This is a genomic window from Agrobacterium sp. 16-172Ci, from assembly GCF_053522725.1.
Map to the genome: position 1 here is coordinate 166,097 of NZ_JBNWBW010000004.1, position 21,012 is coordinate 187,108.

Here is a 21,012-nt window from a genome sequence, read left to right on the forward strand (position 1 = left end):
GGTTTCTCGCGGCGGATGACCGACAGGCGGCGGGGCCTTTACCCCCGTTATGACTGACGATGGGAAAAAACGTGAATACGCTCGATTTTGACAAGAGGCCGGAAGATACCCGGATCGTTGTCGCCATGTCCGGTGGCGTCGATTCTTCGGTGGTGGCCGGTATCCTCAAGCGCGAGGGCTATGATGTCCTCGGCATTACCCTCCAGCTTTATGACCACGGAGCTGCCGTGCACCGCGCCGGCTCCTGTTGCGCGGGGCAGGATATAGACGATGCGCGCCGGGTCTGCGAAACGCTCGGCATTCCCCATTATGTGCTGGATTACGAAGCGCGGTTCCGCGAAACCGTCATCAACCCCTTTGCCGAAGCCTATGCGATGGGTGAAACGCCGATCCCCTGCGTGGCCTGCAACCAGACGGTAAAATTCGCCGATCTGCTCGCCACGGCGCAGGAACTGGGCGCCGATGCGCTGGCGACCGGCCATTATATTCGTTCGCGTCCCAATCCCGTTTCCGGTCAGCCGGGGCGGCGTGCGCTTTATCGGCCGATCGACAGCGACCGTGACCAGAGCTGGTTCCTGTTTGCAACCACGCAGGAACAGATCGATTATCTGCGCTTTCCACTCGGCGGCCTCTCCAAGGCCGAGACGCGCGCTCTGGCGGAAGATATGGGGCTGGTCGTTGCCAAGAAGGCCGATAGCCAGGACATCTGTTTCGTGCCGCAGGGCAAATATACCGATATTATCAACAAGCTGAAGCCGAATGCGGCATTGGCGGGCGATATCGTCCATCTCGACGGGCGCGTGCTCGGCCGCCACGATGGTATCGTGCATTATACGATCGGCCAGCGCCGCGGCATTGGTGTCGCGACGGGGGAGCCGCTTTATGTCGTGCATCTCGATGCACGCGGCCGCCGGGTCATCGTTGGCCCGCGCGAAGCGCTGGAAACCCGCCGGGTCTATCTGCGTGACATGAACTGGCTGGGTGACGGCGAGCTGGCGAACGATGCAGGGCAGGGCTTTGCCTGTTTCGCCAAGGTGCGCTCCACCCGCCCGCCGACGGAAGCGATGCTGCATGCGGACGAAAACGGTATCTATGTGGACCTGATGACCGGGGAGGCCGGTGTCGCTCCCGGTCAGGCCTGCGTGCTTTATTCCGCACCGGGGGCCGATGCCCGCGTTTACGGCGGCGGTTTCATCGAACGGTCGGAACGCTCGGCGGAAGCCGAGGCGTCGCTGAAGGCGCTTCTGGAAAAGCCGGTTGCCGCCTGAAACCATTCGCTTTTTGCAGCGATGCGGAAAGCGAATTTTTTGCGCATCTTGCGCTTGACACTTTGGGGAGCGGCACCTTATAAGCCGCTCATCCTGATGGAACGGCCGGTCACATGACTGTCACGTTTCCCCTGTGGCGGGGTAGCTCAGGTGGTTAGAGCAGCGGAATCATAATCCGCGTGTCGGGGGTTCAAGTCCCTCTCCCGCTACCACTTTCCTTCATGCGAAAAATCCAAACCGAACGATTATGCGCCCATGTTTCATTGATTTTCCGAGCCGGAGAAACAATGGATCCGATGGTGCCTGCCGGTAACTTATGCCCAAAAAAAGGGAAACCCGCTTACTGCCAAAACGCAGCCAGCGGGCCTCAACCTTTACCCCCTCCCACAAGGGCGGCTGCACAAAAGCACATTGAATGAATTATGGCAAGATCAAGGCGACCATATTGTTGCGGTTGATGGCCCTGTTCGCCAGTTTAGTGGCGGATGGCAGAGCGTGACCTGTTCCGTGTGCCGTTCGTAAGGGGAGCGATAGGACACGATATTTTCGGTGCAGCGCATTTCCGCGGAATTGGAATAGGTATTTTCGATCCGCTGCGGTCGATAATGTGCTTTGTGCGGTGAAACCCGTTCCTCACGATAAACCGTCATATCGGCGGCAGGCGATATGCCGGGTATCGACAAGGTGGCGACTGCGGCAATCAAGAGAATTCTTCCAGGATGTGCGGACATGGCTCTTCCCCGCGTTGAACAACGCAGGAGAACGTGCTGCGCACATAAGCTGTTCCAGGGACATCGGCAAAAAAATGCCCGCTCATCGCGGGCAATCAGAGGGGAACTGAGGTTAGGAGCCTCGGGTCTGAAACGGACATCTTCGGCATAAGTTCCGCTTGCGGAATAATTTCCGTCGCGCCTTGCCGACAAAGGGGCTGCGCAGGCCGAGTTTCAAGCCGCACGACACGGAACGATGCGACACGCGCAAACGGCGATAATTTTATGATGATTCTATCTTTAGGGAAATTTGGAGCGGGCGAAGGGATTTGAACCCTCGACCCCAACCTTGGCAAGGTTGTGCTCTACCCCTGAGCTACACCCGCTCAAATCCACCGGTCCGGGGTAGTTCGCTGAACCGTGGGCCGCCAAGCGGCGACGGGCGCTATATCGCTCAATCGATTTTGGAATGCAACAGGGAAATGACAAAAACGCGAAAATTTCTTTGAGAAATGCGACAAGCGGCGGAAATGATTGAGAATTTTTCATCCCGCTGTTTTTTCCTGCGTTGCCAAGCGTCGGTTGCCCGCTTAATCAGGAAACAAGGATAGTGGAATCGGCAGAGGCAGGCGGCAGGATATGGCGGAAAATTCCCGGAAGACGGCATCGGAGCTGTTCGAGTTTCTCGACGGACTCGGCATTTCCCACACCACGAAGCAACATGAACCGGTGTTTACCGTCGCCGAATCCCAGTCGCTGCGCGATCTCATTCCCGGCGGCCATACAAAGAACCTCTTTGTAAAGGACAAGAAGGATCAGTATTTCGTTCTGACCGTTGAGGAAAATGCGGTCGTCGATCTGAAAAGCGTTCACAAGACCATCGGTGCGGCAAGCCGCGTGTCCTTTGGCAGACCGGAAAAGATGCTTGAATATCTGGGCGTCGCGCCGGGCTCGGTAACGGTGTTCGGAGCCATCAACGACACCGACAGGCAGGTCACCTTCGTGCTTGACAGCGGGCTTCTGGAAAACGAGCTGGTCAATGGCCATCCGCTTTCCAACGACCAGACGACAACGATCGCGTCCACGGATCTCATTCGCTTTCTCGAGGCAACCGGACATGCGCCGCTTGTCTTGAAAGTCACCGAGTGAGATACGATCTTTGCTTCAAATAAGACATATGACAGAGGTTACGGGAGACCGGCATGAGCGGCGAAAATAATCCTTACGGCGGTTCCTATAGCGGGCAGATGACCGCAAGCGCCCATCATAATGGCGAGCTGAACGGTGCGGCCTCCGGCCACATCAAGGACACCACGACGGCGGGTTTCTCCAGGGATGTTCTTGAGGAATCCCGTCGCCAGCCGGTTCTGGTGGATTTCTGGGCGCCCTGGTGCGGCCCGTGCAAGCAGCTGACGCCGGTGCTCGAGAAGGTCATCAACGAGGCGAATGGCCGCGTGAAGCTCGTGAAGCTGAATATTGACGACCACCCGTCGATTCCCGGCCAGCTCGGTATCCAGTCGATTCCGGCAATCGTCGCCTTTGCCGACGGCCGGCCGGTGGATGGCTTCATGGGTGCCGTGCCGGAAAGCCAGATCAAGCAGTTCATCGAGAAGATCGCCGGGCCTGACGCGGGCGATCCCAAGGCCGAGATCGAGGCTGTGCTGACGGAGGCGAAGCAGCTTCTGGCGGATGGCGATTTCAACGGCGCGGCGCAGCTTTTCGGCGCCGTCATGCAGGCCGATCCGGAAAATCCGGCAGCGATTGCCGGTATCGCCGAATGCATGATCGCCGCCGGCCAATATGAGCGGGCGAGCGAACTGCTCTCTTCGCTGCCTGCGGAACTTAACGAGGATGCGGGCATTCAGCTCGTTTCGAAAAAGATCGCGCAATATGAGGAAGCCCGTAAGATCGGCGACCCGGTGGCGCTGGAGCGCGAGCTGGCGCTCGATCCCGATCGTCACGAGGCGCGGGTGAAGCTTGCCAAGGTGCTGAATGCTCAAGGCCGGCGCGATGAGGCCGCGGACCATCTGCTTTACATCATGCGCAAGGACCGGACCTTCGACGATGACGGCGCGCGCCGCCAGCTTCTGGAGTTTTTCGAGGCCTGGGGCTTCAAGGATCCGGCAACCGTTGCCGGCCGCAGGAAGCTTTCGGCGATACTGTTTTCGTAATGCGGGCATATCCCGGCCGTGGCGGTTGATCCGCCGGCCGAGCAGCATTGAACAGGGGGCTTGATTCCCATGCATGTCGGAAATGCGAGATATGTGAAGAACGACGATCTGCCGGAAACCGTGCCGGTCTTTCCATTGCCGGGCGCGCTGCTTCTACCGGAAGGCCATCTTCCACTCAATATTTTCGAGCCTCGATATCTCGCCATGATCGACTGGGCGTTGGCCGGCCATCGTATCATCGGCATGGTGCAGCCCGCCCTGCATGTCATCGAGGCGGGGCTTGAGGGCGGTCCGCTGAGCGCGGTCGGCTGCCTCGGCCGCATCACGTCCTTTTCCGAAACCGGCGATGGCCGTTATATCATTTCGCTCACCGGCGTGTGCCGCTTCCGTCTGCTGGAAGAGGTGGAGGCGGGCAAACCCTATCGCAGCTTCCGGCATGCGCCCTTCATCGCCGATCTTTCCGGCGAATATGACGAGGATGCGGTGGACCGCGAAAATCTGCTCCGGGTGTTCCGCTCGTTTCTGGATGCCAACCAGCTGGAAGCGGATTGGGAAAGCGTGGAAAGGGCGGGCAATCGCGTTCTCGTCAATTCGCTTTCCATGATGTCCCCCTTTGGACCGGCTGAAAAACAGGCGCTGCTGGAAGCGCCGGACCTGAAGACGCGGGCCGAAACATTGATCGCCATCACCGAGATCGTTCTTGCCCAGGGATCGGGCGAGGGCGGCAACGTGCTGCAATAGGACCGCCGCCATGGACGACAGGATGAGCAATGTCGATCCCAAGCTGCTGGAGCTTCTGGTCTGCCCTTTGACGAAAGGGCGTCTTGCCTATGACCGCGCCCGCAATGAACTCATCTCCGAAAGCGCGAGGCTTGCTTATCCGATCCGCGACGGCGTGCCGATCATGCTGATTTCGGAAGCGAGAAAAATAGAAGACTAACCTTCCCGCTTGCCCGCCTTCACACATTGCGTGTCGCGAATTGACGAAGATGCGTTGACAACCATGCGTGGATTTGACCAGAGTCCCGCCCGACATGTCTGTTGCGGGGAGAAAACTGATGTCGTTGCGCGCGCTCGTCCGGATTTCGCTGGTTGCGGTCTCAACCGCCCTGTTTTTTCAGCCAGCCATGGCGGCGGAACCCTCCCGCAAGGTCGTTACGACTCAAAATGGCGATTATTTCGGCTTCGATCTCAGGACGGAGCAAAATGTCTCGCTGGAGCAATGCGGCGAGATTTGCGTCGGCGATACCGCCTGCAAGGCCTTTACCTACAATCCCAAGGTGAAATGGTGCTTCCTCAAATCGGATTTCAATCAGCTGAACGCCTTCCCCGGCGCGGTTGCCGGCAAGATCGTGGAAGTGGCCGCGGAAGCCGATATCGGCGCGCCGCAGCGCCTGTCCTTCGTGATCGACAGCCTGCAGCAGGAAGCGCGCCGGCTGAAATCCGGCCTTGCGGCAAATGAGGGTGAGGGCGAACAGGGCCTGGAAGCCCTCGTGGAGACGGCGCGCCAGCAGGCAGCCGCCGGCAATATTCCCGATGCGGTCACGACCTATAAACAGGCCCTTGCGATCACACCCGACGATGGCGCGCTCTGGGCGGAATTGTCAGAAAAGGCCGCGCGGGTCACCGATAATTATTCGATAGCGGGACAAGCCGCTTCCGCCGCCATCAATGCCTATCAGCTGAGCCGCACGGTCAGCGCCCGCACCGAGGCCCTGAACCAGCTGGCGAAGGCGTTTGAAAAAACCCAGAATTATCGCGCGGCACTCAATGCCTATAAGGAAAGCCTTGCGCTTGCCGACAATGCACAGACCAAGGCGGCCTATGCCGATCTGCGCACGCGGCAGGGTTTCCGCGTCATCAACAATACCGTGGATACCGATAGCATCAGCCCGCGCGCCTGCGTGCAGTTTTCCGAGCCGCTGGTGAAGAACGGCGTCGATTATTCGTCCTTCATCACGCTGGATGGGGCAGCGCCCAAGGCCATCGAGACGAAGGGCAGCGAGATTTGCGTGGAAGGCCTGACCCATGGCCAGCGTTACAAGATTGCGTTTCGCGCCGGCCTGCCGTCTTCGGTGGAAGAGCCTCTCGAAAAGCAGGTCGATCTCGATATATACGTGCGTGACCGCGCCGCCAGTGTGCGCTTCACCGGCGAGAACTTCGTGCTGCCGGGCACGGCGCGCCGCGGCATTCCAATCGTCTCTGTCAATGCCGACAAGGCCGACCTGAAGCTTTATCGCGTCGGCGACCGCAACATCACCTCGCTTCTTTCAAACTCGCAGTTTCTGACGCAGATGGATGGCTACAACGCCGACCGTATCGAGAACGAAATTGGCGAGCTTGTCTGGCAGGGCTCAATCGATATCCAGCCCGATCTCAACAAGGATGTGGTGACGAGTTTTCCGGTGGATGAGGCCCTGCCCGAGCGCAAGCCCGGCATCTATGTGCTGACCGCCGTACCGCCGGGCACCGCACCGGAAACCTGGGATTCGCGCGCCACGCAATGGTTCCTCGTATCCGATACCGGCATCACCACCTATGCCGGAACCGATGGGCTCAATGTCTTCGTCCGCGCCCTTGGCAGCGCCAAGCCGTTGGCAGATGTGGATTTGCAGCTGCTCGCCAAGAATAACGAGGTGCTGGGCACTGCGAAGACCGATGCGGACGGCCGCGCGGTGTTCTCAGCCGGCCTAATGCGCGGCACGGCGGCGCAGGCGCCTGCAATCCTCACCGCACGTAACGGCGACAAGGACTATGTGTTCCTCGACATGACCCGCGCCGGCTTCGATCTTTCGGATCGCGGCGTGACGGGCCGGGCAGCCCCCGGCGCCATCGACGTGTTCAGCTGGACGGAACGCGGCATCTATCGCGCCGGCGAGACCGTGCATGCCGCAGCCCTTGCCCGCGATGTCGACGGCAAGGCAATCGAGGATCTGCCGCTCACCTTCATCTTCTCGCGCCCTGATGGTGTCGAGGACCGGCGTTTCGTCAGCGACGGCAAGGCGCTCGGCGGCCATGCGGTCGATCTGCCGTTGCAGGCAAATGCCATGCGCGGCACCTGGACGCTGCGCATCCATACCGATCCGAAGACGGCTGCCATCAGCGAAAAGAGCTTCCTCGTCGATGATTTCGTGCCTGACCGCACCGAGTTCGATCTTTCCAGCAAGGCAAAGCAGATCGACCCTGGCGCAGAAACGGCAATCGATGTCGATGGCCGTTATCTCTATGGTGCGCCCGCAGCCGGCCTGACGCTGGAAGGCGAGGTCGCGATCAAGCCGACGCGCACCAGCGCCGATTTCGAAGGTTATTTCTTCGGTCTGGCCGATGAGGAAAGCGAAGAGGAAAACCGCACCACGCTTGCCGATCTGCCGGCGCTGGACGAAGAGGGCAAGGCGAGCTTCAATATCGATCTGACCGATCTGCCATCCACAACGCAGCTTCTTTCCGCCAACATCACCGTGCGCATGCGCGAAGCCGGCGGCCGCGCCGTGGAGCGCTCCCTGACGCTACCCATCAAGGCTGAAGCGCCGGTCATCGGTATCAAACCGCAATTTTCCGGCGACCTTGCCCAGAATTCCGTCGGTCGTTTCCACATCATCGGCGTCAACGCCGACGGTGCCAAACAGGCGATGAGCGGCCTCAACTGGAAGCTCATCAAGGTCGAGCGGAACTATCAATGGTATCGTCAGGGCAATTCCTGGCGTTACGAGCCGGTGGAATATACCAAGCAGCAGGAAGCGGGCACGCTTTCGGTCGATGCCAATGGCGGCGAGATTTCCCTGCCCGTCACCTGGGGTCGCTATCGGCTGGAAGTGGAGGGCGCCGGCAATGGCGCGCCTGTCTCTAGCGTTGAGTTCGATGCCGGTTTTTATGTCGAGGCAAGCTCGACGGAAACGCCGGATGCGCTGGAAATCGCTCTCGACAAGCAGAGCTACAAGATCGGCGATACGGCCAAGCTCAAGGTTTCCTCGCGTTTTGCCGGCGAGTTGATGGTGACTTCCGGTTCGGAAAAGCTGATTGCCGTGCAGAATGCTGAGATCGGCGAGGATGGCGGCGAGATCGACATTCCCGTCACAGAGGAATGGGGTGCGGGCGCTTATGTGACAGCCACGCTGTTCCGTCCCGGCGATGCGCAGGAAAGCCGTATGCCGATGCGCGCCATCGGCATCAAATGGCTCGCCGTCGATCCGGCCGAGCGCAAGCTTGCCGTCACGCTTGGCGCGCCGCAGAAAACGCTGCCGCGCCAGCCGCTTGAAATTCCGATCACCGTCGCTGGTGCCGGCGTCGGCGAAAAGGCTTATGCCATCGTTGCGGCAGTCGATGTCGGCATATTGAACCTTACCCGCTATGAGCCGCCAAAGCCGGATGAATGGTATTTCGGCCAGCGCCGGCTGGGGCTGGAAATCCGCGACCTCTATGGCCGCCTGATCGACGGTTCGCTTGGCGCCACCGGCCGGCTGCGCACCGGCGGCGACGGTGGGCAGGCAGCCCTTCAGGGCAGCCCGCCCACGGAAAAGCTCGTGGCCTTCTTTGCCGGTCCGGTCGAACTCGACGCAGACGGCAAGGCGACGGTGAGCTTCGATATTCCGCAGTTCAACGGCACGGCCCGCATCATGGTGGTGGCCTGGACGAAGACAGGCGTGGGACATGCCGTCTCCGACGCTATCATTCGCGATCCTGTCGTCGTCACAGCCAGCGCGCCGAAATTCCTCGCACCCGGCGATGTCTCGCAATTGCGGCTCGATATCGCCAATACCGATGGCGAGCCCGGCGACTACCGGCTGGATGTGACCAGCAATACCGCATTGACGGTCGATCAGGGCGAGATGTCGCAAACTCTCGCGCTTCAGAAAGGCGGCAAGTCTTCGTTGACGGTCCCGCTGACGGGCGAACAGCCCGGCAATGGCGCGATCACCATCAAGGTTTCCAATACCGCCGGTCTTTCACTGGAGCAGGTTCTGAACGTTCCGGTACGTCCGGCCGTTCTGCCGGTGACGACGCGGCGCGAAATCAAGATCGCACCCAATAGCAGCCTGACGATCAACGGCGATCTTCTGGCCGACAGCATGCTTCTCGGCTCTTCCGTCGCGGTCAATGTCACGCGCTCGCCCGCCTTCGATATTCCGGCGCTGGTGATGATGCTGGACAAATATCCTTACGGCTGCGCCGAGCAAACGACGAGCCGCGCTTTGCCGCTGCTTTACGTTTCGGAACTGACGAAGGATAGCGGCCTTGCAGAAGACCCCGATACCCGCAAGCGCGTGCAGGAGGCGATCTACCGCGTGCTGTCCTTCCAGTCGAGTTCCGGCAGCTTCGGCCTCTGGTCGCCGGGTTACGGCGATCTGTGGCTCGATGCCTATATCAGCGACTTCCTGACAAGGGCGCGTGAGCAGAATTACGATGTGCCCGAAGCCGCCATGGTGCAGGCGCTGAACAACCTGCAAAATGGTCTTTCCTATGACAGCAATGTCAAGGATCGCGGCAACGAGATCGCCTATTCGCTTTATGTGCTGGCGCGCAACCGCAAGGCGGCGATCAACGATCTGCGTTATTACGCGGATACGGCGCTGGCCGATTTCCCGACGCCGCTCGCCAAGGCGCAGGTTGCCGCCGCCCTTTCGCTTTATGGCGATCAGGCCCGTTCTAAGGCCGTGTTCGGCGCTTCGCTCGACATGGCAAGCCGCACCACCAATGTCAGCTTCTCGCGCGCGGATTACGGCTCCGCCCTGCGTGACGGCGCGGCGACGCTGGCGCTTGCGGCGGAAAGCCGGCCGGTTCCGGCCGTCGTGCCGCAGCTTGCCGGTGCGGTGGCCAAGGAATGGGAAAAGAAGCCCTATACCAGCACCCAGGAACAGGCATGGATGCTGCTGGCCGCCCGCGCCGTCAAAGGCGAGGACAAGGATATCCGTCTCGATGTGAACGGCGATCTGCAGACCGGAGGCTTCGGCAAGCGGATGAGCGGCGATGAATTGCTGGCCGCACCGCTGAAGATCGCCAATGCCTCGGCCGATCCGGTCACGGCCGTCGTCACCACGGTGGCGCCGCCGGCGCAGCCGCTTGTCGCAGGTGGCGAGGGCTTCACCATCACCCGCACCTATTATTCCATGGATGGCGAGGAGGTGAACCCGAGCGAGGTCACGCAGAACGAGCGTTATGTCGTGGTGCTGAATGTGGTGCCGCAGAATAACTGGCAGTCGCGCATTCTGGTGACCGACCTGTTGCCCTCCGGTTTCGAAATCGACAATCCGAGCCTCGTCAATTCGGCGGAGCTTTCGAATTTCGACTGGTTGCCGGAAACGGAAGCGGCGCATACGGAATTCCGCTACGACCGTTTCGTGGCGGCCTTCGACCGCTCGGCCGGCGACAGTTCGGAAATTGCGCTGGCCTATGTGGTCCGCGCCGTCACCCCCGGCACCTATGACCATCCGGCAGCTTCGGTTGAGGATATGTACCGGCCGCAATTTGCCGCCCGCACGGCAACCGGCCGCATGGAGGTGCGCTCGGCAAACCCATGAGGCGACGCAAGGCGATCATTGTCGGCATCATGACGGCCGCGTTGCTTATGGGCGGCGCGGCCTTCGGTCTCGATGCGCTGGACAAGGCCTATCCGCCGCCGCTGGACGCTGCGCAGCAACGATCCTTCGAGGTTCTGGATCGTGACGGCAAGCTGTTGCGCGCTTTTGCGACACCCGATGGCCGCTGGCGGCTGAAAACCACGGCCGCCGAAGTCGACCCACAGTTCCTGCGCATGCTGGTGGCCTATGAAGACCAGCGCTTCTATGAGCATCACGGCGTCGATCCCTGGGCGCTTTTGCGCTCCGCCTGGCAATTGGCCAGCAACGGCCGGATCGTTTCCGGCGCATCGACGCTTTCCATGCAGGTGGCGCGGCTGATCGAGCCGCGCGCCGACCGGTCGTTTTCGGCGAAATTCCTGCAGGCCGCGCGCGCGCTCCAGATCGAGAGAAGGCTCAGCAAGGCGGAAATCCTCGATCTCTATCTGAATATCGCGCCCTATGGCGGCAATCTCGAAGGCATTCGCGCCGCAAGCCTCGCCTGGTTCGGCAAGGAGCCGGGCAGGCTCGATACGGCGGAGGCAGCCCTTTTGGTGGCGCTGCCGCAATTGCCGGAAAAGCGACGCCCGGATCGCTTTCCGGAGGCGGCGAAGCAGGCGCGCGAGCGGGTGCTGCAACGGCTTGCCGTGGAACGCGTGGTGGGTGAGGGGGAAGCGGAACGGTCGGCGCTTGCGAATGTGCCCACCAACCGGCGGGACCTGCCGGCCTATGCGCCGCATATGGCCGTCGCCGCACGGGTGAAATTCCCGGATACTGCCGAGGTGCGTTCCACGCTGAAGCTGCCGATCCAGCGGGAGCTGGAGGGTGTTGCCCGCCATGCGGCGGAAAAGCTCGGCGACAGGGTCTCCGTCGCCATCGTCATGGCCGATGCGCAGAGCGGCGATATTCTGGCGGAAGTGGGCTCGGCGGATTATCTCGATACGGCAAGACGCGGTTTCGTGGAGATGAGCCGGGCCGTTCGCTCGCCGGGCTCCACCCTCAAGCCATTCATCTACGGCCTTGCCTTCGAAGACGGTCTTGTCGGGCAGGAAACCATCATCGAGGATCGCCCGGCCGACTTTTCCGGTTACAGGCCGCGCAATTTCGACATGCATTATCAGGGCGATGTCAGCATCCGGCAGGCGCTGCAACTGTCGCTCAACGTGCCTGCCGTCAAGCTGCTGGATGCCGTCAGCCCCTCGGCGCTGATGGTGCGGTTCCGCCGGGTGGGCGTCAAACTCGTTCTTCCCGCCAATGAAGCGCCCGGGCTTGCCATCGCCCTTGGCGGCGCGGGTGTTTCGCTGGTCGATCTGGTGCAGCTCTATGCGGGGCTTGCCGGCGGCGGCGATCCCGTGCGGCTTGGAGACGGCGTCCGCTCCGCCCCGGAACGGCTGGAGGGGGACCGGTTATTCTCCGATGCCGCTATCTGGAATGTCTCCGACATCCTCTCCGGCGTGCTGCCGCCGCTCGGCATGAAACAGCGCGGCATCGCCTACAAGACCGGCACCAGCTATGGCTATCGCGATGCCTGGTCGGTGGGGTATGACGGGCGGCATGTGGTCGGCGTCTGGGTCGGCCGGGCCGACAATGGCGCGGTGCCGGGCATTGCCGGTTATGCGACGGCCGCCCCGATCCTGTTCGAGGCCTTCGAAAAATCCGGCGTGGCGATCACGCCGATGCCGGCCGCACCTTCGGGTGTCGCTCGGGTCGCGGTCAATGACCTCCCCGCCAACCAGCGGCGTTTTACCACGACGGCCAGCGGTCTGCTTTCTGCTTCAAGACGTGAAAGCGCCCCGCGCATCGTTTACCCGCCGGAGGGCGCGCGTGTGGAGCTTTCCGGCCAGTCGGGCATCTCGCCGCTGGTATTGAAGCTGCAGGGCGGGCGGGCACCCTTCCGCTGGCTCGCCAATGGTTTGCCTTTGCCGAACGCCTCCCATCGCCGCAACAGCGAATGGCGGCCGGAAGGCCAGGGATTTTCCACACTGACGGTCATCGACGCCGACGGCCGCGCCTCGAGCGTGCGGGTTTTCGTCGAATAGCAGGGATGTCCAACTGTACGAGGGGTTGCTCCGGGCTTGCGCCTCGAGCGTCTCGTCAATTTTTTCGCCGTCTTGCCAAAGATATGCAGCAAGCAATTGTACAAGAGTGACGACGAAGATGATGTGCCTAAGTTCTATTACGCCACATCGAGTGAATGGCGGTGGATCCGCTCCTGAAGCGAAGCCACAACGGCTTGTAGAAATTCCCGGCGCCTGGGATTGGTCGTTGCCGTCAGTGTCACCTGTAGCCGGCTTGTGATGTTGTTCAGAAAGCCAACGTGATTAAAACTATCGGCGGCGATATTGACCTCCACCTCGTCCATGTAATGCGCCAGATGCGGTTCCAATACGAGATTTGCATCCGTCTGGTAGCAGGCAGCCATCTGTTCTCCAAGCGTGGACATCTGCACATATGGACCATATTCGTCGATCATCAAATCTCCTTCCTCTAGCGCAACTAATTTTGACAGGCGCTTCATCATCACAGATAGGAAATAGGAAGCAATTGCCCGCTTTCAACGCTCCCTTTTGAAGCTTTTAATTTTCCGTGTTCGTGAAGGATGTCGCCGAGACTCCGGTCGAAGTAGAGACCTGCCAAACGGCTATCAGCCGCGCTGGGCCGCGCTCAAACTATTGATTGCGCTCCGTTGATTTGTCGCTGTGACGGTAATTTTCTCTGATTTCATTGAGGAATTTTAGAGGGCATCCCAAAGGTCAGGGCGAATTGCTCCGATAGGTGTGTCCAGAAACTAAAGTGCCGGAACTGCAGGCAATAAAAAAGCCCGCCGAAGCGGGCCTTCCAAACTAAGATTGTACGTGTTCGTCGAAAGACGATCTTCGTTTTATTGCCAGTGCGCCACGTCCGATCTCCGATAGAATCTCGAGTTTCTACCGGTCGGTTCATAAATGGGTCGCACTCCCTCGGCCTCGAGTTTTTGACGAAGGATGCCGGGAAAGACACCAGCACGGTCCGACAAAAGAGCGAGACAAATATTTTCGGCGATGAAGGCATCCACGGAATGAGCGAGGATGTATTGTTGCTCACGCCGGGTGGCAGGATTGATCCGGGTTTCCGTCTTTAGATAACCGAGGCGCAGCAGTTCGCTGATCGTGCCTCTCGCCGTCCCGATCCGGCGTTCTGTGTCTCGGACATTGAGGTGTCTATGACTATCGTTTTGAACGTTGCCATTCAACGATGCCACTTCAGGAATAGAGCGGTTCAAGCAGGCTCTGACTTCCTCCCAATCCACAAGGAGGTTCAAGAGAGTCGTCCGACCACCTTTGAAATGGAGGCTTTTCAGAGAACCTTCCAGGCCCAATTTGAGGATGGTCTCGGTTTGGCAACCGCATCTTTGCGCTGCTTTATCCAGCCGCACCAGGCCGTCTGTATTTGAACCGTTTAGTGAGCGCCCGAAAAGCGCTTTCTTAAATGCCTCGAATTCGGACCGTTGGACGCGCGAAAACACGCGTGCGCCGTCTTTTGGTTGCTCCACGCGGCGCAGAAGTCCGGCATCAAGAATGGCTCGCATGCGGTCATCCCTGATTCCGAGAACCGTCCGGATTTCAACACTGGTCATCGTATCCAGCGCATTGGACAATACCTCGTGGCCCCGACGCGCATCGAAGTAAATCTGGGCGCTCGTCAGCTGTGAAGGTGCAATGAGATTAGCTTCCAGAAGGAGGTCCTGGATACGGTCTTCCATCATGCCATATTCGAGGCCTGCCGATCTGATCGAATGCAGATGGCGTTTTCGGGTGGGCAGCACAAAGGCTTCATCAGGACCGATTGGGAGATTCCGCTCGGCGATGTCCTGAAAAATCTCTGTTACGAGGGAGAATTCAGGCTTCTTGTGATTGCGCAGCAGCCAATCTCGCAACGGCCCAAAAAAGGAAGCCATTTCGTAGACCATCGGTTTTGATTGTTCGATCGCCTGGCAAATAATCTTCTCAATCAGATCGCGTCCAGCGGAGGCGGAACCAAACCCGCACTCGACGTCGGAATGAGACGCCACGTCGCAACGATCGTATGCGATCTGATGCATCTTCTGGAAGCGACCGAAATGACGGCAAAGATCGACAGCCACATAGGTTTCAAATTTGTCGAGAAACTCGTTGGCAGGGAGACCGTCGATTCTTGCGACCACGTATCGATCGATTTGAGACGAGGAGGCTGCGCTGGTGTCGACCGCCTCCTCCCTGATCGTTGGAATATTCAGGGCTACGCACGAGGCGAAATCACCTTGCTCTTGCGCGGACGCCGGGGCTTCCTTGATCGCACAAGCATGCTCATGGCAATTCTGTAAGGCGCGTGTCATCCACGCCGCCCGGACGTAGGGCCGTGAGAAAGGACGGCCGCTGCCGTTTTCGAGATCGTCAACGACACATTTCGGGCAGTACCGATGATTTCGTCCCGGTCGCATATCACGGCCCATCAATGCGTGACCAAGCTTCCACGTCGCTCCGGCGGTGACGGACGCGATTGCATACGCTACGAGACTTGCTTCTTCGACACCTGACCAGTGTGCGAGCAATGAAATCGCTTCGGGGTGGCCCGAGGCGATGGCAGTGGCGTTTGTGCCCGTCGTGGCGAGAAACGCTCGCATTGAACGATAGCCATTTGCGTGCGCGAGGCGGGATGCCAGGCTCAGGGGAGTTTCGGTTGCGTGAAACTCGACGGTGACGGGGAGTGCCATGACGCGATACCTTCTTGGCTATTGCTTCTTCTTTTTCGAGGGCTGGGCAACGAGGTCCGTCAATGCATTGCTGCGATCAATGTCGCGCCACCGGGGCGAGGTGATGATGTTGTCGCCGCGAAGACTGCCCGACGCACGGTCGTAGAAACCTGCGAAGTCGCGAGCCGTGAGATTTTTACGGTTTCGTCCCAGGGCTGCGAAACAAGCCGCTCGCACCATCTCGATCATCGTACCCAGCCCACCGCCCGTGGATGCTACCAAGCGTCCCAGGAAGTCGTCGGTCATCAACTCGTCCGCCAGCACAAGACCGCAATGGTCGACGGCAATGTCGCACAGAAGCTTTTCGATGAGCGGCTTGTCAGAAGGAAAACGCACCGGCTCGAACCGCATGACCAATGACCTGTTCGCGAGCTGGAGATCGCCGGATACCAGCCTGGCCAGGTCCGGCACGCCGCTGTAGATCGTGTGGAGTGGCCAGTCGGGAATGGCGATGAGGCTTTTCAGGCGATCCTGAAGAGACCTTACGGCTGCTGCCGTTGGTGCCCGCAAGAGGTCTTGTGCCTCGTCCAGATGCAGAAAGAGGACGCGGCGTTCTCTGAGCTGTTGTTTGACTGTCTCGTAAAGTTCATGCTCATTTGCGCGATTGCTCGCGGGCAGACCCATTTCGTGAAGGATACGGATTGCCAAATCTTTGGTGGAGCAGGGTTTCGGCACCTCGATACTGATCAGTGGACGCACCGTTTCGCCATACTCATTCTGGTACGGCTGAAACGATGGGATCATCGTAAACGCTCGCTCCAGCGAGGTTGACTTCCCACTACCGGACTCGCCGATTACGATGAAGGAGCGCCTTCTCGAGCCGCCGCCGGCAAGGCAATCGAGGGCATGCTCCTCGAATTCCGTAAGGCGCTTCACGAGTTCTAGGCAACGGCCTGTCTCGAAGTAACGGTTGGTTTCCCTCACACGCAGCGCGCGCAGTTCGTTGGTTGCCGTCATCTTAGTACTCCTCATCATAGTAGAAGCCCGAAGCAAGCGCGTCAGAGGCTTGCGTGGCGGTGGGTTCGTTTTCTTTGATTTCTTCGGCCTCGGATTTTTCGAGGACGAACAGATCGGGCCGCTGGATGACCATGCCGATCCGCAGCGGATCGTCGGGCAGCGGGCCTTCGGCGAGGAGCTGAGTTTGATCTTCAGACGGCGCGGCCATCCAGGCACCGAACAGTTCCGAGTCCCAACGGTCGAAGTCTTTTGCGGTCGGTACGCTTGGAGAAAGACCGGCGCGGAGAGTTGCGGCATCACCGATAGCGCGAAGACGATTGATAGCGTCGTACATCACCGTCATGCCCTGCTCGGCAGCAGTGGCGTAGCTGGCACGCAATTCCTTGCGCGCGGCCATCCATTCGGCGAGCGTTACACTGTCATCAAGACCGATGGTGTTGCGAACGACGAACCAGCCCTTGTCGCCTTTAACGGCGATGTGGGCGGGGCATTCTGGATCGTATTTGATCTCGACGTCGACCTGGTCGAACTTGGTCCGGAGCCGCTGGATTTCGGCATCACAGTAGGTGATGCCGAATACGGTAATACCGTAGTCTGAAATCCGGCGGGTCGTCTTGATGCCGAAAATCTGGAGCATTTCTTCGGCATCTGGCGGGTAGAGGATTTCGTATTCTTTGGAGGCCTCGACCCACGCATTATGCGGGGTGTTGCCGCCAAGGCCAGAATGCGGCTTGTTGTGGTAGATGTCACAGACCGCGAAGATGAAAATCTTGATCAGTTCGTCGACCAGCAATGCGGCATGAACCTGCGGATCGTAATCGCCCTTTTCTACGACCGAAGAGAAAGTCCGGCCCTCGAAATACGGTGCGATTAGCAGACCGATCGAATGGAAAAGGCTTTCGATGAACGGGCGGCAACCAGGATCGCCGGCGGGCGGGCGGGTGCCGTGAATGCGGGCGGCGCGAAGCACCTCGGCGGTTCGTTGTGCGGTGAATTCCGCGCCGTTGTCGGTGTAAATGACCCGGGGCCTGATTTTCCCGATCCATGGCGTCTGGGCGGCCACATAGGACGACAGGTGCCTCTTGTCGGTCATGATCATGCGGATCGTGGCAACGGCGGACACGGCGTTCGGATTCGTGCTTGCCTTGAGCGCGAGAATGTAACGTGTCGCGACGTCGATTGCGGCGCAGAAGCAGATGCGGACGCGAGGAATACGCTCCTGTACTGTTTCCGGAAGGGCGTTCCAGATACCCGTTTCCACGAGAAGCGAGATCAGATCGACGGTGACAAAATCCATCTCGATCCGCTGGCCAGGAGCGACCACGTGGAAACTCCGACGGATCGCCTTGAACTTCTGGATGGCGAACTTCTCGCCGTGACGGCTCGCAATGACGTGGAACTTGTCGAACTTCGCGATCATCGCTTCGAACTTTTTGCGGGATACCTTGCCGATTTTCTTCGGGATCGGGAGGTCGGCGTTGTGCTTCTGAAGCTCAGCCAGATACGAGCGATAGACATGTGCCTTGGTCGGGCGGCGACGATCCAGATAGGCCATCGCCATCTTGTGTGCGAACGCGATCGTAGCTGGTTTCGGGGCGAACAGCTTCGGACCCGGACCGTGATGCCGGGGAAGAAGCGCCATCACGTCACCGTCGCAATTATGATAGTCGTCGTAGTCGCGTTTGAAGGTTTTAACGCTTGGGCAAGGGAAAATGACGACCTGGCTTCTCTGGTCGGCCCGGCCATCAGCGGCGAGGTCGAACAGCGCGTCGTTGATTTCCCGGTTCCTCGCCAGCAGCTTCGGGCCGAGCTTTTTCTCGGACATTGGCAGGAGCTTGCCGATGCGGTGGCATTCCACATCGTATCTGTGGATCAGCTTTTCCCGATGAACGGCGAGATCACGATCTTCGACGTCGAATTCGTCCCATGGCTTATCGCCGAAGATGGCACGGATTTTCTGCTGCGCGGGACTGTTATAGCCATATCGGATGGATGCTTTGTTGCTGTCGAGCGCGGCGTAGATTTCCTGGTGGGAGAGGAAAATCTTATATTCCACATCGCTTTCTGAACGGAGCACATAGCCTACGTCATCCCGACTTACAGGAATGAAGAAGGCGTTCCTCGTCTTGTCATGGTAGCGATCCATTTGACCCATACCGATGAGGGAATGAAGGAATTGACGAGCGGGCAGGGTGCGGGATTCCATGATGGTCCTTTCTCTGATGGATGGAATTTTGATTTGGTTGGGAACGGCTAGGCGCAGGCGCGCAGCCAGGATCGATCATCGATACGGCCCGAGTAGACGGGTGCGATCAGACGGAGATCGATAAGACGCCAGATGGCGGTCCGGCGTTTGTCACGTGCATGGACGTCACGCAGGAGGTCACCAAACCGGAACTGGCCCGGCAGACGTTTCACCACATCCACGAGTCTGGCACATTCGGCGTCATCGTGGTGGAGGCGAGATGTGAGGATGAAGTAGGCATTTTCGAATGCCTCGTGGGTTGCTTCCTCGTTCGTCATCAAGGTGACGGCGTCCGCGACGCGCGGCGTCAACTTTCCGAGTGAGCCGACCCCTGTGATACCGGCGGCGCAGATGCGATCGAGCAAGTCGATCATTTCGGCTCGCTTGCGGGCATACTTCACCGCGACGGCGACCCGTGTGCCGTCGTTGAGAACGATGAAGTAATCGAAGGTGTGCTCACGAAGAACGCCGTCGGCGTCGGTGTAGTGAACCTTCGGGTATTGCGACTGAAGTTCTCGAAGGCCAGACAGGGTCTGGAGCACAGAGCTGACGCGGTGCTCGAGTTCGCTCTCGTGGTAGACACCGTTGCCGTTGAAGAACGTGTGACCACGTGCGGTTTTCGCCTGTTTGTCGGCGGGCACGCGCAAGGCCAAGCCAAAGTGCGGCTCGTGCCAATACTCCTTGTCCGCTACGCTGACGGCCGGATTGGCGGCTGGGCTATATTCGCAAGCCCCCGGCCAAGGTCGTGCCGGTGTTCTCCGGCGGTTGGGTCATGGACGCAAGGGAAAGGAACCCGAGGCCCTCGCGTTTCTGGTAAAGGTATTGGGCGACTTTATGGGAGTGACGCATTCCGATCTCCTGCCTCGTATCCTGCGATGATCTCGCTGGCCGAGGTTTCCGGTCGGAAATCCTCTGGCTCAGAGAGAAGCAAAACCTATAGTGGCTGCTATCGTCATCATGCGTCCTCATTACTGCTCACGCTGTCGGCGAGCGGATATTACGTTGAGGCAGGGCTCTTAGGGTTCAAACGTAAATGAAAAGAAAATTTTTTCGGCGATTTCTCATAATTGGGCGCGTTACGAGTATTATTTTTTGGCTACGGCTTTATGGAACCAGTCTGGTATTTGAAGCTGATCAGACCACCATATGTTTTCGGGGACCGAAAGCCAAAAAGCCCTGAAGGCGGCGTGAAACTCGAGAAGGTGTTCGCGGGTGACGGAGAGATGCGAATGGTCTGCGAACTTTAGCCACGCGGCCTCATTTTCGTCCGGCAACCCAATTCTCAAGTAATGAGAATAAGATTCTTTTAGGCTTTCGAGAGATGTACCCGGGCCATGTTTATAGACATTAACAATTAACCTGCATGCATCGATTTTTTGGAAATATTCTTCGGAAGAGGCATCCCATCCCCAAAGTCTGAATAGACGAAAAATCTCATCGATATTCACAGACCAAATTTGGGGACCAAGGTGGTCCATATTGAAATTGTGAGACAGCTCCCTGTGCAGCCATTCGCGCAGTTGTTTGTCCCATTCATGATACATGCCCGCTGCTACCGATAGGAATGTGCGGCTCCGAAGGTCGTCGAGCATCTCATAATATTCGATTCCCTCTTCCCAAGCGGCCTCTGCGAGGTCACCCATGTCATACATCTCAGGGCGGCTGATTTCAGCAAGTTGAGTATACTTGTCGTTGGCGTAAGCCTCAGCTTCGTCATTGATATTGTTGAACTGACTGAGAATACGTTTTTCCGCCTGATCCATATAGAAGTCGAGTTCATCGATGAGGCGTTCGCGCCATCGCGACCAGATATTCAACAGCGTGCGTGCCATTCCTACTCCTGGAGAAGATCGAAAAAGGACATAAGATTTTCAACGCTCTACGGACATAAGTGGTCTTCTGCCAGAAGAAGCAAGGTTTCATACCAGACGCTTGGATTTCTCTCCCGCGGCCCTCGTGGTTGGCTTACGGCCACGCCCATTTGACTTCGAGGGGATAGTTTTACCGTACTCTTCCCACCAGGCGGCCAGTGCCTGCATCGTCGGGCCGAGACCAAGCGCCTTTTCTGTCATCTCATATTCGACGCGCGGTGGCACTTCAGCAAAAACGGTGCGCGAGACGAGACCGTCCGCCTCCAATTCGCGAAGCTGCGCCGACAACATGTGCTGGGTAATTCCCGGGATCGCCTTTCGCAATTCTCCAAAGCGGTGGACCCGCTGATGGAGTAACCACATGATTTCCAGCTTCCATTTTCCCGAGAGCATCGCGAAGGCGCGACGCATCTCGTCCTGCATCGTAAAGCCGGTTTCAGTCATTAGTCTGAATTTCCATACCTAGTG

The 21,012-nt window shown here is 58.9% G+C and carries 14 protein-coding genes and 2 tRNA genes; 8 read left to right on the forward strand and 8 right to left on the reverse strand.

The features are described 5' to 3' along the window. The first annotated feature begins 71 nt into the window (after positions 1-71). Both mnmA and ACQZ40_RS07230 read left to right on the forward strand, forming a co-directional pair. Entirely contained in the window at positions 72-1,268 is a 1,197-nt protein-coding gene (mnmA, locus tag ACQZ40_RS07225; RefSeq protein WP_080854270.1) for a tRNA 2-thiouridine(34) synthase MnmA, read from the forward strand. A gap of 135 nt (positions 1,269-1,403) precedes the next feature. Then, a tRNA-Met gene (locus tag ACQZ40_RS07230) sits at positions 1,404-1,480 on the forward strand. 809 nt (positions 1,481-2,289) lie between these two features. On the opposite strand, the gene ACQZ40_RS07235 is transcribed toward ACQZ40_RS07230, so the two are convergent. After that, positions 2,290-2,364: transfer RNA gene (locus ACQZ40_RS07235), tRNA-Gly, on the reverse strand. A 253-nt stretch (positions 2,365-2,617) separates the two neighbouring features. Between ACQZ40_RS07235 and ACQZ40_RS07240 the strand changes: the two genes are divergently transcribed. The 6 genes from ACQZ40_RS07240 to pbpC all read left to right on the forward strand — a co-directional run bounded on the left by ACQZ40_RS07240 (position 2,618) and on the right by pbpC (position 12,739). Continuing rightward, positions 2,618-3,127 (forward strand): prolyl-tRNA synthetase associated domain-containing protein, encoded by a 510-nt coding sequence (locus ACQZ40_RS07240; protein ID WP_078052015.1) that lies wholly within the window; start codon positions 2,618-2,620, stop codon positions 3,125-3,127. A 53-nt stretch (positions 3,128-3,180) separates the two neighbouring features. Beyond that, entirely contained in the window at positions 3,181-4,149 is a 969-nt protein-coding gene (gene trxA, locus ACQZ40_RS07245; protein ID WP_003523262.1) for a thioredoxin, read from the forward strand. A 69-nt stretch (positions 4,150-4,218) separates the two neighbouring features. Further along, positions 4,219-4,890, forward strand: coding sequence for an LON peptidase substrate-binding domain-containing protein (locus tag ACQZ40_RS07250; RefSeq protein ID WP_003523264.1), 672 nt, complete (start codon positions 4,219-4,221; stop codon positions 4,888-4,890). A 10-nt stretch (positions 4,891-4,900) separates the two neighbouring features. After that, positions 4,901-5,089 carry a Trm112 family protein gene (locus tag ACQZ40_RS07255; RefSeq protein ID WP_003523265.1) on the forward strand — a complete coding sequence of 63 codons (189 nt, stop codon included), beginning with the start codon at positions 4,901-4,903 and terminating at the stop codon, positions 5,087-5,089. 118 nt (positions 5,090-5,207) lie between these two features. Further along, positions 5,208-10,664 (forward strand): alpha-2-macroglobulin family protein, encoded by a 5,457-nt coding sequence (locus ACQZ40_RS07260; protein ID WP_448747651.1) that lies wholly within the window; start codon positions 5,208-5,210, stop codon positions 10,662-10,664. Then, the gene (pbpC, locus tag ACQZ40_RS07265; RefSeq protein ID WP_448747652.1) at positions 10,661-12,739 is read left to right on the forward strand and encodes a penicillin-binding protein 1C; all 2,079 of its coding nucleotides are present in this window, start codon (positions 10,661-10,663) and stop codon (positions 12,737-12,739) included. The genes ACQZ40_RS07260 and pbpC overlap by 4 nt, the downstream gene beginning before the upstream one ends. Positions 12,740-12,876: 137 nt before the next feature. On the opposite strand, the gene ACQZ40_RS07270 is transcribed toward pbpC, so the two are convergent. From ACQZ40_RS07270 to ACQZ40_RS07300, 7 genes are all read right to left on the reverse strand, one after another. Then, the gene (locus ACQZ40_RS07270) at positions 12,877-13,173 is read right to left on the reverse strand and encodes a hypothetical protein (protein ID WP_220317470.1); all 297 of its coding nucleotides are present in this window, start codon (positions 13,171-13,173) and stop codon (positions 12,877-12,879) included. A gap of 408 nt (positions 13,174-13,581) precedes the next feature. Further along, positions 13,582-15,432 carry a TniQ family protein gene (locus tag ACQZ40_RS07275; RefSeq protein ID WP_448747653.1) on the reverse strand — a complete coding sequence of 617 codons (1,851 nt, stop codon included), beginning with the start codon at positions 15,430-15,432 and terminating at the stop codon, positions 13,582-13,584. An 18-nt stretch (positions 15,433-15,450) separates the two neighbouring features. Continuing rightward, positions 15,451-16,428 (reverse strand): ATP-binding protein, encoded by a 978-nt coding sequence (locus tag ACQZ40_RS07280; RefSeq protein WP_448747654.1) that lies wholly within the window; start codon positions 16,426-16,428, stop codon positions 15,451-15,453. Position 16,429: 1 nt separating this feature from the next. Then, positions 16,430-18,634, reverse strand: a complete 2,205-nt coding sequence (locus ACQZ40_RS07285; protein ID WP_448747655.1) for a DDE-type integrase/transposase/recombinase — start codon at positions 18,632-18,634, stop codon at positions 16,430-16,432. Positions 18,635-18,681: 47 nt separating this feature from the next. Continuing rightward, positions 18,682-19,326 (reverse strand): hypothetical protein, encoded by a 645-nt coding sequence (locus ACQZ40_RS07290; protein ID WP_174040036.1) that lies wholly within the window; start codon positions 19,324-19,326, stop codon positions 18,682-18,684. A gap of 432 nt (positions 19,327-19,758) precedes the next feature. Beyond that, positions 19,759-20,505, reverse strand: a complete 747-nt coding sequence (locus tag ACQZ40_RS07295; RefSeq protein ID WP_065656412.1) for a hypothetical protein — start codon at positions 20,503-20,505, stop codon at positions 19,759-19,761. Positions 20,506-20,592: 87 nt separating this feature from the next. Further along, positions 20,593-20,988, reverse strand: a complete 396-nt coding sequence (locus ACQZ40_RS07300) for a winged helix-turn-helix transcriptional regulator (RefSeq protein WP_020808707.1) — start codon at positions 20,986-20,988, stop codon at positions 20,593-20,595. Positions 20,989-21,012: the final 24 nt, after the last annotated feature.